Annotated in this window: 13 protein-coding genes; 6 read left to right on the top strand and 7 right to left on the bottom strand. The window is 72.9% G+C overall.

The genetic code is table 11. From position 1 onward, the window contains the following. From AC2CHG_RS05780 to mce, 5 genes are all read right to left on the bottom strand, one after another. Entirely contained in the window at positions 1–1,098 is a 1,098-nt protein-coding gene (locus AC2CHG_RS05780) for an AI-2E family transporter (protein WP_484524318.1), read from the bottom strand. A 432-nt stretch (positions 1,099–1,530) separates the two neighbouring features. Beyond that, positions 1,531–3,630, bottom strand: coding sequence for a coiled-coil domain-containing protein (locus tag AC2CHG_RS05785; RefSeq protein WP_484524304.1), 2,100 nt, complete (start codon positions 3,628–3,630; stop codon positions 1,531–1,533). A gap of 172 nt (positions 3,631–3,802) precedes the next feature. Further along, positions 3,803–5,053, bottom strand: a complete 1,251-nt coding sequence (locus tag AC2CHG_RS05790; protein ID WP_194800613.1) for a DivIVA domain-containing protein — start codon at positions 5,051–5,053, stop codon at positions 3,803–3,805. Positions 5,054–5,316: 263 nt separating this feature from the next. Beyond that, positions 5,317–6,672: a crotonyl-CoA carboxylase/reductase gene (gene ccrA, locus AC2CHG_RS05795; RefSeq protein WP_355508876.1), complete on the bottom strand. Its 1,356-nt coding sequence runs from the start codon at positions 6,670–6,672 to the stop codon at positions 5,317–5,319. 281 nt (positions 6,673–6,953) lie between these two features. Beyond that, the gene (gene mce / locus AC2CHG_RS05800) at positions 6,954–7,418 is read right to left on the bottom strand and encodes a methylmalonyl-CoA epimerase (RefSeq protein ID WP_194800614.1); all 465 of its coding nucleotides are present in this window, start codon (positions 7,416–7,418) and stop codon (positions 6,954–6,956) included. Positions 7,419–7,480: 62 nt separating this feature from the next. Here mce and AC2CHG_RS05805 point away from each other — a divergent pair, with 62 nt between their 5' ends. Continuing rightward, entirely contained in the window at positions 7,481–8,674 is a 1,194-nt protein-coding gene (locus tag AC2CHG_RS05805) for an acetyl-CoA C-acetyltransferase (RefSeq protein ID WP_120573447.1), read from the top strand. A 12-nt stretch (positions 8,675–8,686) separates the two neighbouring features. Beyond that, complete coding sequence (meaB, locus tag AC2CHG_RS05810; RefSeq protein WP_387188182.1) at positions 8,687–9,688, top strand: methylmalonyl Co-A mutase-associated GTPase MeaB; 1,002 nt, start codon at positions 8,687–8,689, stop codon at positions 9,686–9,688. A gap of 38 nt (positions 9,689–9,726) precedes the next feature. On the opposite strand, the gene AC2CHG_RS05815 is transcribed toward meaB, so the two are convergent. Further along, the gene (locus tag AC2CHG_RS05815; protein WP_355508879.1) at positions 9,727–10,371 is read right to left on the bottom strand and encodes a TetR family transcriptional regulator; all 645 of its coding nucleotides are present in this window, start codon (positions 10,369–10,371) and stop codon (positions 9,727–9,729) included. Positions 10,372–10,514: 143 nt separating this feature from the next. Here AC2CHG_RS05815 and AC2CHG_RS05820 point away from each other — a divergent pair, with 143 nt between their 5' ends. Together AC2CHG_RS05820 and AC2CHG_RS05825 are read left to right on the top strand one after the other, a co-directional pair. Next, a complete protein-coding gene (locus AC2CHG_RS05820) occupies positions 10,515–12,653 on the top strand; it encodes an ABC transporter permease (protein WP_484524305.1) in 2,139 nt (712 codons plus the stop codon). 92 nt (positions 12,654–12,745) lie between these two features. Then, a complete protein-coding gene (locus tag AC2CHG_RS05825) occupies positions 12,746–13,150 on the top strand; it encodes an Asp23/Gls24 family envelope stress response protein (protein WP_262014031.1) in 405 nt (134 codons plus the stop codon). A 15-nt stretch (positions 13,151–13,165) separates the two neighbouring features. Here AC2CHG_RS05825 and AC2CHG_RS05830 read toward each other — a convergent pair whose 3' ends face one another. After that, complete coding sequence (locus tag AC2CHG_RS05830; protein WP_262014032.1) at positions 13,166–13,582, bottom strand: GntR family transcriptional regulator; 417 nt, start codon at positions 13,580–13,582, stop codon at positions 13,166–13,168. Positions 13,583–13,826: 244 nt separating this feature from the next. Between AC2CHG_RS05830 and AC2CHG_RS05835 the strand changes: the two genes are divergently transcribed. After that, on the top strand, positions 13,827–14,153 hold the full coding sequence (locus AC2CHG_RS05835) for a DivIVA domain-containing protein (protein WP_450068459.1): 327 nt from the start codon (positions 13,827–13,829) through the stop codon (positions 14,151–14,153). Continuing rightward, on the top strand, positions 14,150–14,407 hold the full coding sequence (locus AC2CHG_RS05840; RefSeq protein WP_030503872.1) for a hypothetical protein: 258 nt from the start codon (positions 14,150–14,152) through the stop codon (positions 14,405–14,407). The genes AC2CHG_RS05835 and AC2CHG_RS05840 overlap by 4 nt, the downstream gene beginning before the upstream one ends. Positions 14,408–14,471: the final 64 nt, after the last annotated feature.

A 14,471-nucleotide genomic window follows, 5' to 3' on the forward strand; every position in this document is an offset into this window, starting at 1 on the left:
TCAGCGGGCGTCCTGGCGGGGTAGCACCACCTCGCGCAGGATCAGCTGCAACGCGGCCACCGTCGGGATCGCGATGAGCGCGCCCACCACGCCCAGCAGCGCCACCCCGAGCAGCGCGGCCAGCAACGCGGCCACCTCGTTTACCGACACCGCCCGGCGCATGATCTTCGGATAGATCAGGTAGTTCTCCACCTGCTGGTAGATCACGAAGAACACCAGGCAGGCGATGCCCACCGGCAGGTCCGTGGCGAGCCCGACGAGCGTCACCACCACCGCGCCCAGCGTCGCGCCGATCTGCGGGATCAGGTCGGTCACCGCGACCACCACGGCCAGGGCGAACGGGTACGGCAGACCGACCGCCAGCGCGAACACGAACGTGCTCACCCCGGCCAGCACCGCGATGGCGAGCGCGCCGACCATGTACGCGCCGACCCGGGTGAGGATCTCGTCGCCGATCAGCCGGACCCGCTCCCGGCGTGAGCGCGGCGCCAGCGCGTACCCGAGTTCGCGCAGCTTGTCGAAGTACGCCAGGAAGTAGATCGTCAGCACCAGCACGGTGAGCAGGCGGAAGACCGTCCCGAAGATCAGTTGCGCGCCGCCGAGCACCCCGCCGAGCGCCCGCCCGACGTTGTCCGCGTTCGCCGCCGCCTGGACCCGCTCCATCACGTCGTACCGGATCACCAGGTCGTTGACTGTGGGGTTGCGGCGCAGCTCCTCGACGTACCCGGGTAGCTGCTGGATGAACTGACCGGACTGGGTCACCACCGGCGGCACCAGCGCCAGCAGCCCGGCGACGATCAGCAGCAGCAGGGTGAGCGTCACGACCGCCACCGCCAGGCCGCGCGGCACGCCCCACTTGCGCAGCCGGACCACCGCGGGGTGCAGGCCGATCGCGAGGAACAGCGCGATCACCACGAGCACCAGGATGCCGGCGGCGTTGCGGATGCCCAGGAACAACGCGTACGCGAGCAGCACGCCGAGCGCGCCGGTGAACCCGACCAGGAAGGCGCTGCGTCGCAGCGGCCGTCCCGGTACGCCGAAGCGCCCGCTCGGCTCGAACTCACCCGGCTCGACGTCGACGGGCCGCTCGCTGCTCACGCCGGTCCGCGCATGCTCCGCCGTGCGCGTCGTCTCACTCGCGGTGCCCTTGGTGTCGCTCGTGGGCTTCGCGCCGCCGGAGGTCTTCCCGTCCGCGGGCTCGTCGTCCCGGGCCGCGGAACCCTCCTGTGACACCCGTGCCTCCCCGCTGCCCGGCTCGCCCGCCGGTGCCGTCCACGGCCGCCGCGCGGCCCTCTGCCCGCAGGGTAGTCGCCGCCGTCCGCCCCGACCATCCCACCACCGCCACCCGCCGGGCCGTCCCGCCGGGCCGCCCTGGCGCGGGCCGCCCGCCAGTTCGGGGAGGTGGTGTGGTCCGGGTGGGTGGGATGCCGCCCCTTCGCCGACGTGGCGGTGGGCCCGCCAGCTCGGGGAAGTGGTGTGGTCCGGGTGGGGCGGATGCCACCACCTCCCCGATCCGGCGCGGCGGGTGGATCAGTCCTTGTCGACCGTCACCGTGCTGGGCTTGGCGCTGCGCTCGTCGGTGGTCGGCTTGGTCGGGCGCTTGCCGTTCTCGCCGGTGCTGGTGATCTTCGTCGGGGTGGCGCCCCGGCCGCCCTCGCCCGGTACGGCGGCCACAGTGGGCTCCCCGTCGACGCCCGCGCCGGCGGGGGAGTCCATCGTGGTCACCGGTTCCCCGACCGGCTTCGCCTTGCCCGCGTCGGCGGGCTCGCCGTCACCCTTGGCCGGCCCGGCGCCGTTGGGGACCGCGGTGGCGGTGCCCTTCGCGGCCACCGGCGCACCGCCGCCTGCCGGGGTGTCGCCGGGGCTCTCCGCGCCGCCGGTGACCGGCGTGCCCTCTCCCGCCGGCGTGCCGTCGCCGGTGGACCGGCCGACGGAGGCGGCGGTGGCGAGGTCGTCCGGGTCGACCGGGGTGGCCGCGATCCCGGCCGAGTCGGCGTCGCGCCGCAGGTCGGTGAGGCGGCGCTGCAGGTCGTCGGACTCCTGCCGCGACTTCCAGGTCTCGGTACGCAGGTCGGCCAGCTCCTGCTGGGCCTTGGCGATCTCCAGCATGACCCCGGCGAGCTGCTGCCGGCCGGCGGCCACCTCCTGCTGCGTGGCGGCCAGGTGCTGCTGCGTGGTGGCGAGGTGCTGCTGGGTGGTGGCCGCGTACTCCTCGAACTGGCGTCGCGAGGCCGCGACGTGCTCGTCGGCCTTGCGGCGCTGCGCGCCGGCGTCCGCCTCGGCGCGGCGCAGCAGCTCCGCGGCCTCCAACTCGGCCTGCTGCCGCATGCTCAGCGCGTCGGCCTCGGCGGCCTGCCGGACGTCGGCGGCGGTGCGCTCGATCTCGTCGCGCCGCGTCGTGTACGCCTGCTCCAGCTCCTCCTGCCGCTTGGCGTGCTGCTTGTCCAGCTCGTCGCGGCGCTTGGCGAACTCCTGCTCGGCGGCCGCCCGGCGCTGGGCCAGCTCCTTCTCCGCGCCGTCCCGCCGCTCCGCGACCTCCTTCTCCACCCCGGCCCGCCACGCGCCCAGCTCCTGCTGGGTCTGCGCGCGGGCCTGCTGCACGTACGCCTCGGTCTCGGTGCGCATGCGCTGCACGTACGCCTCGACCTCGGCGCGGTTGCGCTTGGCGGCCTCGGCGGCCTCGGTGGTGAGCCGGTTGGCCTCGCTGCGGGCCCGGCCGCGGGTGGCCTTGGCGGCCTCCTCCGCGTCGTCCACGATCTTCTTGGCCTCGGCCAGCGCCTTGGCGTGCGTGGCCCGGCCGGCCTCGGCGGCGGCGTCGGTGAGCCGCTTGGCCTCCTGCTGGCCCTTGGCGTGCACCTCCTTGGCCGCCTCGCGGAGCTGGTTCGCCTCCTGCTGGGCCTTGGCCAGCGCCTCCTTGGCCGACTCCCGCAGCCGCGCGGCCTCCTGCTGTGCCCGGGAGTGGATCTCCTTGGCGGTGTCGCGGAGCTGGGTGGCCTCCTGCTGGGCCTTCGCCAGCGCGTCCTGGGCGGTCCGGCGCAGCTTCTCGGCCTCGTCCTGGGCTGCCGTCCGCAGCTTCGTCGACTCGTCCTGCGCGTCCTTGCGCAGCTTCGCCGACTCGTCCTTGGCGGCCTTCAGCGTGGCCTCGGCCTCGGCCTTGCGGGCGGCGGTGTGCCGCTCCTCCTCGGTCCGGCGGGCCGCAAGCGCGATCTCGAAGTCCTTGAGCGCCTGGTTGGCCTGCTCCCGGGCCTCCTCGACGATGTGCTCGGCGGCGGCGCGGCGGGCCTCGATCTCCTCGTTGGCGGCGGCCAGGATGTCGTCGGCCTGCTCTTCGGCCATGGTGAGGATCTGCTCGACGCGCGGACCCAGGTGCCGGAACGACGCCCGGTCCACCACCGCCGCCTGCTTGCGCACCTGGGCCAGGTCGCGCTGGAGCACCTCGACCTGACCGGCCAGCTTGTGGATCTGGGTGTATGCCTGTTCCCGCTCGGTGGTCAACGCCGCGATCTCGTGCTCCGCGCGAGCGACGTAGCGGTCGACCTGCCGTTTCTCGTATCCCCGCAGGGCTGACTCGAAGCTGGGCTCCGTCGTCACGTCCCCGCCGAGCGCGAACAGTTCCTCGCCGTGCGACATGCCCCCATCCTCACACGCATCCGGCTCTGCTGGGGCGATACGGACGCCCCTTCTGGGAGCTACTTCACCCTCCTGGCGAAACGGGCCGCACAAGCATGACGGCGCGGGGCGACACCGGTCACCCGGCGTCACCCCGCGCCGTGGCTCATGCCCCCGACAGCGGGTGTAACGGTCAGCCGGCCGACTCGGCCGTCACCTTCTGCGCGGCGGCGTCGCCCTTCGGCGCCTCGGTCTTGCCGCCGGCCGGCACGCCCGGCACGATGCCGGCCAGGCCGGACAGCATCTGCCCGAGCTGCGAGGTGACCGCGTCCTTCTGACGGGTCAGGTCCTCGACCTCGCGGCGGGCCGCCTGCGTGGTCAGCTCGGCCTCGGTGCGGGCCTCGTTGAGCACCCGCTGCGCCTCGGCGCGCGCCTCGTTGAGCGTCTTGTCGGCCAGCGCCTTGGCCTTGTCGACGGTCTCGTTGGCGGTGCGCTCGGACTCGACCCGCCGGGCCTCGGCCCGCTGCTCGATCTCCTTGGCCCGCTCCTGCGCGGCGCGGGCGCGCTGCTCGGCCTCGTTCACCAGCTTCTGGGTCTGCGCGACCTGGGCGGCGTGCCGCTCCGACTCCTCGCGCTCGGCCTTCTCCCGCCGCTCGGCGAGCTGCAGCTCCAGGGCCTGCAGGTCCTTGTCGCGCTTGTCGCGCGCGTCGGTGAGCAGCTTGGTCGCCTCGGCCCGCTTCTCCTCGGCCTCCCGGGCGGCCTTGGCGCGCTGCTGGGTGATCTCCCGCTCGGCGGTGGCGCGCAGCGTGGCGACCTCGCGCTCGACCGTGGACTTCAGCTCGGCCACCTCGTGGGCGGTGACCGTACGCAGCTGCTTGGTCTCCCGGTCGGCGTCGGCGCGCAGCGTGTCGGCCTCGCGGCGGGCCTGCACGCGGACCTCGGCGGCCTCGCGCTCGGCGGCGGTACGGACGCTGCCGGCCTCGCGCTCGGCGGTGGCCTTCATGGCGGCGGCCTCGGCGCGGGCCTTGTCGGTGATCTCACGCGCCTCGAGGCGGGCGGCGGAGAGGATGCCCTCCGACTCGCGCTTGGCCTCGTTGCGGTGGTCGTTCGCCTGCTCCTCGGCCAGCCGCAGGATCTGCTCGACGCGAGTGCCCAGGCCGGAGAGCGTCGGCCGGCTGTTCTCCTCGAGCTGCTTGTTGGTCTCGGTGAGCTTCTGCTCCAGCGCGCTCTGGCGCTGCTCGGCCTGCCGCAGCCGGCGCTGGGCGTCGTTCATCCGCTGCTCGGCCTCGGCGCGGGCCTGCTCGGACTGGCTCAGGGCGGCGCTGAGGCGGCCGATGAAGTCGTCGACCTGGTTGGTGTTGTAACCACGCAGGCCAACGGTGAAATCGGGCTGTGAGTTCGCGTTATCGAAGAACGCAAGAGGGGAGGACTGCTGCTGGGGCATTGGGACATACTGGCAGACGCCCCAGGGTGGTTCGCAAGAGCGGTGGGCACCTTTCGCGTCCTGTTTACATGGTCAACTCGGTCGGCCGGTGAGACCGGACCAATTGGCGATCTTGGCAGCTCCCGGGCGGGTGGGGCGGGTCGGGCTTCTGCGGGGAAGGCGGCGCGAAAAGGGCCGCGGGTCGGTACCCGCGGCCCTTTGTGCGTACGCCGGTCGAATGGTGCCCGGCTCGGCCGGAAAGGCAATCCGGTGCGACCGTACGGTCAGTGACCGCGGAACCGGTTGATGGCGCTTTCGTGGCGCGAACGCATCTCGATGTCCCGGACGCCGAGCCCGTCGGCGGGGGCGAGGCACCGCACGCCGACCTTGCCCTGGTGCGCGTTGCGGTGCACCTCGTACGCGGCCTGGCCGGTCTGCTCCAGCGCGTACGTCTTCGACACGGTCGGGTGCACCTTGCCCAGCGCGACCAGCCGGTTGGCCTGCCACGCCTCGTGGTAGTTGGCGAAGTGGCTACCGACGATGCGCTTGAGGTGCATCCACAGGTAGCGGTTGTCGTACTGGTGGTTGAAGCCGCTGGTGGAGGCGCAGGTGACGATCGTGCCGCCCTTCTTGGCGACGTAGACGCTGGCGCCGAACGTCTCCCGGCCCGGGTGCTCGAAGACGATGTCCGGGTCCTCGCCGCCGGTCAGCTCGCGGATGCGCTCACCGAAGCGCCGCCACTCGTCCTGGTCCTGGGTGTGCTCGTCGGACCAGAACTTGAACCCCTCGGCGGTGCGGTCGATGACCAGCTCGGCGCCCATCTTGCGGCACAGCTCGGCCTTCTCCGGCGAGGACACCACGCAGACCGGGATCGCGCCGCCGTTGAGCGCCATCTGGGTGGCGTACCCGCCGAGGCCGCCGGAGGCGCCCCAGATCAGCACGACGTCGCCCTGCTTCATGTTCGCGCCGTGGTGCGAGACGAGCTGCCGGTACGCGGTGGAGTTGACCAGCCCCGGGCTGGCCGCCTCCTCCCAGCTCAGGTGGCGCGGCTTCGGCATCAGCTGGTTGGCCTTGACGATCGCCAGCTCGGCCAGGCCGCCGAAGTTGGTCTCGAAGCCCCAGATCCGCTGCTGCGGGTCGAGCATCGTGTCGTCGTGGCCGGCGGAGTCCTCCAGCTCGACCGAGAGGCAGTGCGCGACCACCTCGTCGCCGGCCTTCCACTTGGTCACGCCCGGCCCGGTGCGCAGCACCACGCCCGCGGCGTCCGAGCCGACCACGTGGTACGGCAGGTCGTGGCGGCGGGTCAGCTCGGAGAGCCGGCCGTAGCGCTGGAGGAACTTGAAGGTGGGCAGCGGCTCGAAGATGCTCGTCCACACCGTGTTGTAGTTGATCGCGCTGGCCATCACCGCGACGAGCGCCTCACCCGGGCCCAGTTCGGGGGTGGGCACCTCCTGCACGTGCAGCGCCTTGCGCGGGTCCTTGTCGCGGGTGGCCATGCCCTCGAACATGCGGGTGTCCTCGGCACGCACCACCACGCCCCGGTAGCTCTCCGGCACGGGCAGGCCGGCGAGGCCGGCGAGCTCCCGCTCCGGCTGCGACGAACCCTCCGCCGCCATGATCGCTTCGAGGATGTCCTGCACGGTGACCTCCCGTTTGTCCGCACCCGCACGACGCGGGCAGGGGTGCTGCCATCGTCGGCGCCGGTGCGACGGGACCGCCATGTCGGCAATCGACACATTCGGCAACCGGTCGCCGCTGCTGTTCGGGCGGACGTTACTGAACGGTAGCTAAAGCGGGAACCCCTCTGTGAAAAACTGCATCCACCGATGCGTGGAGGTGTCCGTGGGAACGTGCAAGTGCGCACTGCCGCGCGCCTTCCCGCATGCCGGGAGGGGGCCGCGACCGGCCCCCTCCGCGCGCGTCAGGCCGGCTGGACCAGCTCGATCAGCACGCCACCGGCGTCCTTGGGGTGCACGAAGTTGACCCGGGAGTCCGACGTGCCGCGCCGGGGTGCGTCGTAGAGCAGCCGGACGCCGCGCTCACGCAGCGCCGCGCAGGCCACGTCGATGTCCGCCACCGTGTACGCCACCTGCTGGATGCCGGGACCGCGCTTGTCCAGGAACTTGCCGATCGTGGTGTCCGGGGACAGCGGCGCGAGCAGCTGCACCATGCCGCCGGAGGCGTCCGGCCCGACCGCGAGCATCGCCTCGCGTACGCCCTGCTCGTCGTTGGTCTCGGTGTGCACGCAGCGCATCCCGAACGTGCGCTGGTAGAAGTCGATCGCGGCGTCCAGGTCGGCCACGGCGATCCCGACGTGGTCGATGCGGCGCAGGCCGATGTCTGTGACAAACTCGGCAGCGGGCTCGACGGGGGAGTTCTCAGCCATGACGCTAGTCTGACCGAACAATCGTTAAGGCGTACAGGTCGGCACCCCCTCGGAGGCAGGCAATGGCTTCGGTGATCGTCAGCGGCGCGCGGACCCCCATGGGGCGCCTGCTGGGCAACCTCAAGGACCTCCCCGCGACCAGGCTCGGTGGCATCGCGATCAAGGCGGCCCTGGAGCGCGCCGGCGTCGCGCCCGAGCAGGTCCAGTACGTGATCATGGGCCAGGTGCTCCAGGCCGGCGCCGGGCAGATCCCGGCCCGGCAGGCGGCCGTCGAGGCCGGCATCCCGATGTCCACCCCGGCGCTGACCATCAACAAGGTCTGCCTCTCCGGGCTGGACGCGATCGCGCTCGCCGACCAGCTCATCCGGGCCGGTGAGTTCGACGTCGTGGTGGCCGGTGGCATGGAGTCGATGACGAACGCCCCGCACCTGCTGCTCGGTCAGCGCTCCGGCTACAAGTACGGCGACGTGACGGTCAAGGACCACATGGCCCTCGACGGCCTCACCGACGCCTGGGACTGCTGCTCGATGGGCGAGTCCACCGAGCGCCACGGCGCGAAGCACGGCATCACCCGCGAGGAGCAGGACGCGTTCTCCGCGGCCAGTCACCAGCGTGCCGCCGCCGCGCAGAAGAACGGCCACTTCGGCGACGAGATCACCCCGGTGGTCATCCCGCAGCGCAAGGGCGACCCGCTGGTGATCAGCGAGGACGAGGGCATCCGTCCGGACACCACCGCCGAGTCGCTCGGCAAGCTGCGTCCCGCCTTCACCAAGGACGGCACCATCACCGCCGGCAGCTCCTCGCCGATCTCCGACGGCGCGGCCGCCGTGGTCGTGATGAGCAAGGCCAAGGCCAAGGAGCTGGGCCTGACCTGGCTGGCCGAGATCGGCGCCCACGGCAACGTGGCCGGCCCGGACAACTCCCTGCACTCGCAGCCGTCCAACGCGATCAACCACGCCCTGAAGAAGGGCGGCCTGAGCATCGAGGACCTCGACCTCATCGAGATCAACGAGGCGTTCGCTGCGGTGGGCATCCAGTCCACCCGTGACCTCGGCATCAGCCCCGACAAGGTCAACGTCAACGGCGGCGCGATCGCGCTCGGCCACCCGATCGGCATGTCCGGCGCCCGCCTCGTACTCACGCTCGCGATGGAGCTGAAGCGGCGCGGCGGCGGCACCGGCGCGGCGGCGCTCTGCGGCGGTGGCGGGCAGGGCGACGCGCTGATCATCCACGTGCCGAACGGCGCCGAGAGCTGATTGCTGATACCTGTGAACGATGCACAGAACGCCCCGGCGGCGGCCACCGGCCCGGTGCGCCGCAGCCGGGACGTACCCATGCTGGTGGAACGGGCCCGCGCGGGTGACCCCCGCGCGGTGGCCCGCCTGATCACCCTGGTCGAGTCCGGCGACGAGGTGCTGCCGCAGGTGGCGGCGGCGCTCGCGCCGTACGCCGGGCAGGCCCAGGTGGTCGGCCTGACCGGCTCGCCCGGCGTGGGCAAGTCGACCACCACGAACGAGCTGGTACGGGCGCTGCGGGCGCGCGGGCACCGGGTGGGCGTGCTGGCGATCGACCCGTCCAGCCCGTTCACCGGCGGCGCGATCCTCGGCGACCGGGTCCGGATGCAGGACCACGCGACCGACCCGGGCGTCTACATCCGCTCGATGTCCAGCCGGGGCCACCTGGGCGGGCTCTCCGCGGCCACGCCGCAGGCGGTGCGCGTGCTGGAGGGCGCGGGCTGCGACGTGGTGCTGGTCGAGACCGTCGGCGTCGGGCAGGCCGAGGTGGAGGTGGCCTCGCTGGCCGACACCACGCTGGTGCTGCTCGCGCCGGGCATGGGCGACGCGATCCAGGCCGTGAAGGCCGGCATCCTGGAGATCGCCGACGTCTTCGTGGTCAACAAGGCCGACCGGGACGGCGCGGACGCCACCGTCCGCGACATCCAGGGCATGATCGCGCTGGGCGAGCGCGGGCCGGGGGAGTGGCGACCGCAGGTGGTCCGCTCGATCGCCGCCCGTGCCGAGGGCATCGACGACATCGCCGCCGCGATCGACAAGCACCGCGACTGGCTGGAGCGCCACGGCGAGCTGCGCCGCCGCCGGGAGGCACGGGCCGCCGCCGAGATCGAGGCGATCGCGCTGGGCGTGCTGCGCGCCCGGATCGGCTCACTGCGCGACGGTACGCAGCTCCCGACGCTCGCGGCCAAGGTGGCCGAGGGCGCCATCGACCCGTACGCGGCGGCCGACGAGCTGCTGGCCCAGCTCGGTTCCTGAAGGCGCGGCCGCCGGGTTCGGCCGGCCCGCCTCCGGGCTCAGAGTTCCGCGTCGGTGAGCGGGTTGGCGGCTCCGGGCCGGCTGACCGGAGCCGCCAGCATGCCGGCGATGGCGTCGGCGAGGAAGTCGCCGACGTCCAGCCAGCGCGGGTCCTGCCTCTCCTGCTCGGCCCGGGCCTCGACCTCGGCGGTGGCGGTCATGACGATGCGGGCGATCAGCGCCGACCGGCCGGCCACCACTCCCCGGTCGAGGTGCGCCAGGCGCGACGCCAGCGACGCGCGGGCCGGCAGGTCGACGAAGGCCGACTCGAACGCCTCGCGCATCAGCACCCGCAGCGTCGGGTCGTGCAGGGCCTGGGCGAGGAAGCGGGCCCGCCAGCTCGGCCGGGGCAGGCTCGCGAGCACCGCCATGGACGGCTGTACGAGACTGCGCACGTCGCCGAGGACCGAGTCGGGCTGCTCGGGCATCGCCCGGCGGGGTTCGGCGAGGGCGTCCATGTGCCGGGCGACCAGTGCCCGGAGCAGGCCCTCCCGGCCGCCGAAGTAGTAGCGCACCGCCGAGTGGTTGGTGTTGCCGGCCACCTCGGCCACCCGGCGGTCGGAGACCTGGGCGATCCCCTCCTCGGCGAACAGGCGTTCGGCCGCGTCGAGCAGCGCGACGCGGGCTGCCTCCGACCGTGCCATGACCGCACCCCTCCTCGTGGACCGCGCGACTGTGGCGCAGGCCAAACCTAGTCGTTTCGTGGTCCGGCGCCGGCGTCACCTACACTACGTAAGTCAGTTGACTTACATTCTGGCCCGACGCGGCCGCGAACCCAGTCCGGAGCATGCCTGTGCCGTCCACCACCGACCCGGCGACCGCCGAGCCGAACGCCGCCGACCGCAAGGAACGGATCATCCGCTCGGTCGCCCTCTTCGTCATGCCGTTCCTCATGGTCACGATGATGTTCGCGACCTACGTGGCGACGATGCACTCCCCACACCCCCGGCAGATGCCGGTGGCGGTGGTCGGCAGCGGCGCCCAGGCGCAGGGCGTCGTCGACGCGCTCAACGCCGCCCCCGGCGAGCCGGTCGAGGCCCGGCTGGTGACGTCCCGGGACGCCGCGGTCGAGCTGCTGCGGGACCGGGAGATCAGCGGCGCGCTGCAACTCCCGGCCGCCGGGTCGGACCAGGCGACGATCTTCACGGCCTCGGCGGCCGGGGCCTCCGGCGCCGCCACCGCCCAGCAGCTTCTCGCCCCGGTCGCGGTGCAGCAGCAGTGGACGTCAACGGTCGAGGAGGTCGCGGCGCTGCCCGACGAGGACCGGGCCGGCATCGCCGTGCTGTTCGCCGCGATGGGCATGATGCTCGCCGGGTACGTGCCGCTGAGCCTGCTCCTGATGGCCACCCCCCACCTGCTGCGCCTGCGGCGGTTCGTCCCGCTGGTCGCCGGCTGGTCCGCGCTGACCAGCACGATCGTCTGGCTGATCCTCGGCCCGGTCGTCGGCGCGGTGGACGGCCACTACCTCACGTTCCTCGGCGTCGGCATGCTCGCCACCGCCGCCGTCGGTCTCGCCCAGCTTCTGTTCACCAAGCTGATGGGGCCGCTGGCGGTCCTGCTCGGGATGCTGCTCTTCGTCGTGTTCGGCATGCCCGCGTCGAACCTGGCGCTGCCGGTCCACACGATGCCCGGGTTCTTCCAGTTCCTGCACGGCGTACTGCCCCTGCCGGCGGCCGGCGAGGCGCTGCGGTCGGCGCTCTACTTCGGCGGCCGGGGCATCGGCGTCCACCTGCTGACGCTCGCCGCGTGGATCGTCGCCGCCGTGGCGCTCTGCCTGCTCAAGGAGCGCGGTGGGGCACCCATCCCGCAGGCGCCGCAGGTCGACGGCCCGGACACGCCGCTGCCCGCGCTGGCCGGCGGGCCGCCGCGGTCCAAGCGATTCCGGTACGCGACGGTCGCGGCGTTCCCGCTGAGCATCCTTGTCGTCGTGGTGGGCCTGATGAGCTTCTCCATGCACAAGCCGGAGCCCCACGACATCCCGGTCGCGGTGGTCGCCGCCGTCCCGGAGCAGGCCGAGCGGGCCGCCGCCGGGCTGCGGGCGGGCCTGAACGGCGTCGTCGACATCTCCGTGGCCGCGTCGGTGGACGAGGCCCGCGAGCGCATCCTCGCGCGTGACCTGGTCGCCGCGTACGTGCTGCCGTCCACGCCCGGTGGCGAGGCCACGCTGTACTCGTCCTCGGCCGCCGGGTCCAGCCAGCACACCATGGTCCAGACCATGTTCCAGCAGGTCGCGGCCGGGCAGCAGATGCCGCTGGCGGTCACCGACGTGTCGCCGCTGAGCGAGACCGACACGATGGGCAGCAACAGCCTGTACGTCGGCATGTCCTGGATCATGTCCGGCTTCCTGATGCTCGCGGTGCTCCGGGGCGGGGCGCCGCACATCCGGCGGCTGCGGCAGTTCCTGCCGATCCTCGGTGGCTGGGCGATCGGCATGTCCGCCTGGCTGTGGCTGCTGTTCGACGTGATCATCGGCGCGGTCAACGGGCACGCCCTGGAGATGATCGGCTTCGGCGCGGTCACCATCTTCGCCGTGTCACTGGTGACCGCCGTGTTCACCCGTACCTTCGGCCTCGCCGCGATCATCCCGATGATGGTGGTCCTGATGATGGCCGGCGTGCCCGCGTCCGGCGGCGGCCTGTCGGTCTACATGGTGCCGGAGTTCTTCCGGACGCTCCAGGGCGTCCTGCCGCTGCCCGCAGCGGTGGACACGGCCCGGTCGCTCGTCTACTTCGGCGGGGTCGGCGTCGGACGGAACCTGGCCGTCGTGGCGGTCTGGGCGGCGGTCGGCCTGCTGCTCAACCTCGGTGTCGACCGCTGGCTCCGGCGTCGCGGGCAGGCAGCGGGCGGCGCCGGGCCGCACCCGGTGCCGGGCACCTCCGGCGGGCTGGACGGGATCGGCGAGCCGGCGCCGGCCGGGGCACGCTGAACCGGGCGGCCGTCCACTGCGGACCGCCTCCGCCTAGTACGCTCGCACCGCCCCACGCCGTCGGCGCGGGGCGGTGCGACGGGTGGGAGAGCATGGCTGACGAGGCGACCCAGGAACTTCAGGTGACGCCGGACGCGGTGGCGGCCGGCACCACGCACGTCTCCGACGAGGTGGTGGAGAAGATCGCGGTGGCCGCCGCCCGAGGGGTGCCCGGCGTGGCCGAGCTGGGCGGTGACGTGGCCCGGTTCTTCAACGCGGTGCTCGACCGGGTCGGGCTCGACCAGGTCGGCGACGCCCGGCGGGGCTGCACGGCCCACGTCACCGACGGCGCGGCCGTGATCAACCTGGTCCTCGTGATCGAGGCGGGCCACCCGGTTCCGCAGGTCACCGACGAGGTGCGGATCGCCGTCGCGTCCGCCGTCGAGGCGTACGGCCTGCGGGTCGACGAGATCAACATCAAGGTCGACGACGTGGCGATGGGTACGCCCACCGCCTGACGCGCGCCGCCCGGCTCAGTCGTGCGCCGGGCGGGTCAGCTCCACCTCGTCGCCCGGCAGCAACTCCACGTCGCCCTCCGGGCCGTGGATCTCGAGCACCGGCACGCCCTCGTCCAGCAGCATGTTCCGGCGCTCGGCGCCGGTAGGCATCCGCGCGACGACCGATCCGCCGGGTGCGAGTTCGACCTGCCTGCGTTGCGGCGTCTCACGGACGACGGTGCCGTGGCCGCGCCTCGTGCTGACCAGGCCCTCCGATCGCAGCAGCGAGATCGCCATGCGAACGGCGTCGCGGCCGATGCCGTATTCCTGCGAGAGGCGTGCCTCGCTGGCGAGGGTCGATCCGGCCGGCATCTCTCCTGACTCGATCCGTTCGCGCAGCAGGTCGGCAAGCTGCACATAGACCGGCGTGTGCGAGCGCGGATCGATGGCCATGTCTTCAGCCTTGTGCCCTCGTGGGTATCTGAACTTCTGGCCGTAGGGCCTTGTGGCCACATGTCATTCAATGTAGTTTCCTTCTCACGGTCCGTGTCGCGTATGCGGGAGACGGACCGATCGGTCTGCCCCGGTGCCGTACCGCGAAGTGACGCTGCGGTGGCGGGGCGGGCGGGTCCGCCCGCGCGCGGCGGGCGGGTGGTCCCGCCCTTCCAGTCCCTTCGACCACGAGAGGCAGGCGTTCGTGCGGTGGAACATCCGGTGGCCCGGTCGGCGCGCGCGAGCCGGTCGCGGCACCACCCAGCCGGGCTGCTACCGGGCGGCCAACTACACGCCGTTGCGCCCCTGGCAGGTGCGGGAACGGCGGTTCCGGACGACCCGGCTGGGCCGGCGCGGGCTCGACCCGGCCGAGGTGCACGAGTTCCTCGACCGGGTGGCGCTCGACCTGGCCGACGTCTACCGGGCGCTCGGCGTCAGCCGGGAGGAGACCGCGCGGGTCCGGGACGCGCTGCGGCGCTGGCAGTCCGAGCAGGCGCAGAAGCGGATGAACGCGGGAGCGTACCGTCGATGAGTCCCCGCGAGCGGTTCGTCATCCACCTGCCGGTCGTCGCCGGTGACCTGGCCGGCGCCGTACGCCTGGCCCGGGTCGTCGCCCGCTGGTCGGGCGTGCTCGCCCAGGCCGACCCGGGCGAGACCACCGTCTCGGCCGAGGACGAGCAGGGCGTACGCCATCGGGTCTTCTGTGATCTGCGGATGGGCGACGGCCGGCGCTGCCTGCTGCGGGCCGACCACGACGGCCCGTGCGCCCGCCGCCTCCTCCGGTGACCCGCCGCCCGGCCTGCGCACTCGTCGTGGCGGGCGGGGGCTGACCACCGGACGGGTCGATGCA

It is taken from the genome of Micromonospora sp. ATLC20, assembly GCF_057196585.1.

Bases quoted from the DNA above. Each gene is read 5' to 3' on its own strand.
- AC2CHG_RS05785 (WP_484524304.1), bottom strand. From the start codon at position 3,630: ATGTCGCACGGCGAGGAACTGTTCGCGCTCGGCGGGGACGTGACGACG.
- AC2CHG_RS05790 (WP_194800613.1), bottom strand. From the start codon at position 5,053: ATGCCCCAGCAGCAGTCCTCCCCTCTTGCGTTCTTCGATAACGCGAAC.
- mce (WP_194800614.1), bottom strand. From the start codon at position 7,418: ATGGCTGAGAACTCCCCCGTCGAGCCCGCTGCCGAGTTTGTCACAGAC.
- AC2CHG_RS05805 (WP_120573447.1), top strand. From the start codon at position 7,481: ATGGCTTCGGTGATCGTCAGCGGCGCGCGGACCCCCATGGGGCGCCTG.
- AC2CHG_RS05815 (WP_355508879.1), bottom strand. From the start codon at position 10,371: ATGGCACGGTCGGAGGCAGCCCGCGTCGCGCTGCTCGACGCGGCCGAA.
- AC2CHG_RS05820 (WP_484524305.1), top strand. From the start codon at position 10,515: ATGCCTGTGCCGTCCACCACCGACCCGGCGACCGCCGAGCCGAACGCC.
- AC2CHG_RS05825 (WP_262014031.1), top strand. From the start codon at position 12,746: ATGGCTGACGAGGCGACCCAGGAACTTCAGGTGACGCCGGACGCGGTG.
- AC2CHG_RS05830 (WP_262014032.1), bottom strand. From the start codon at position 13,582: ATGGCCATCGATCCGCGCTCGCACACGCCGGTCTATGTGCAGCTTGCC.
- AC2CHG_RS05840 (WP_030503872.1), top strand. From the start codon at position 14,150: ATGAGTCCCCGCGAGCGGTTCGTCATCCACCTGCCGGTCGTCGCCGGT.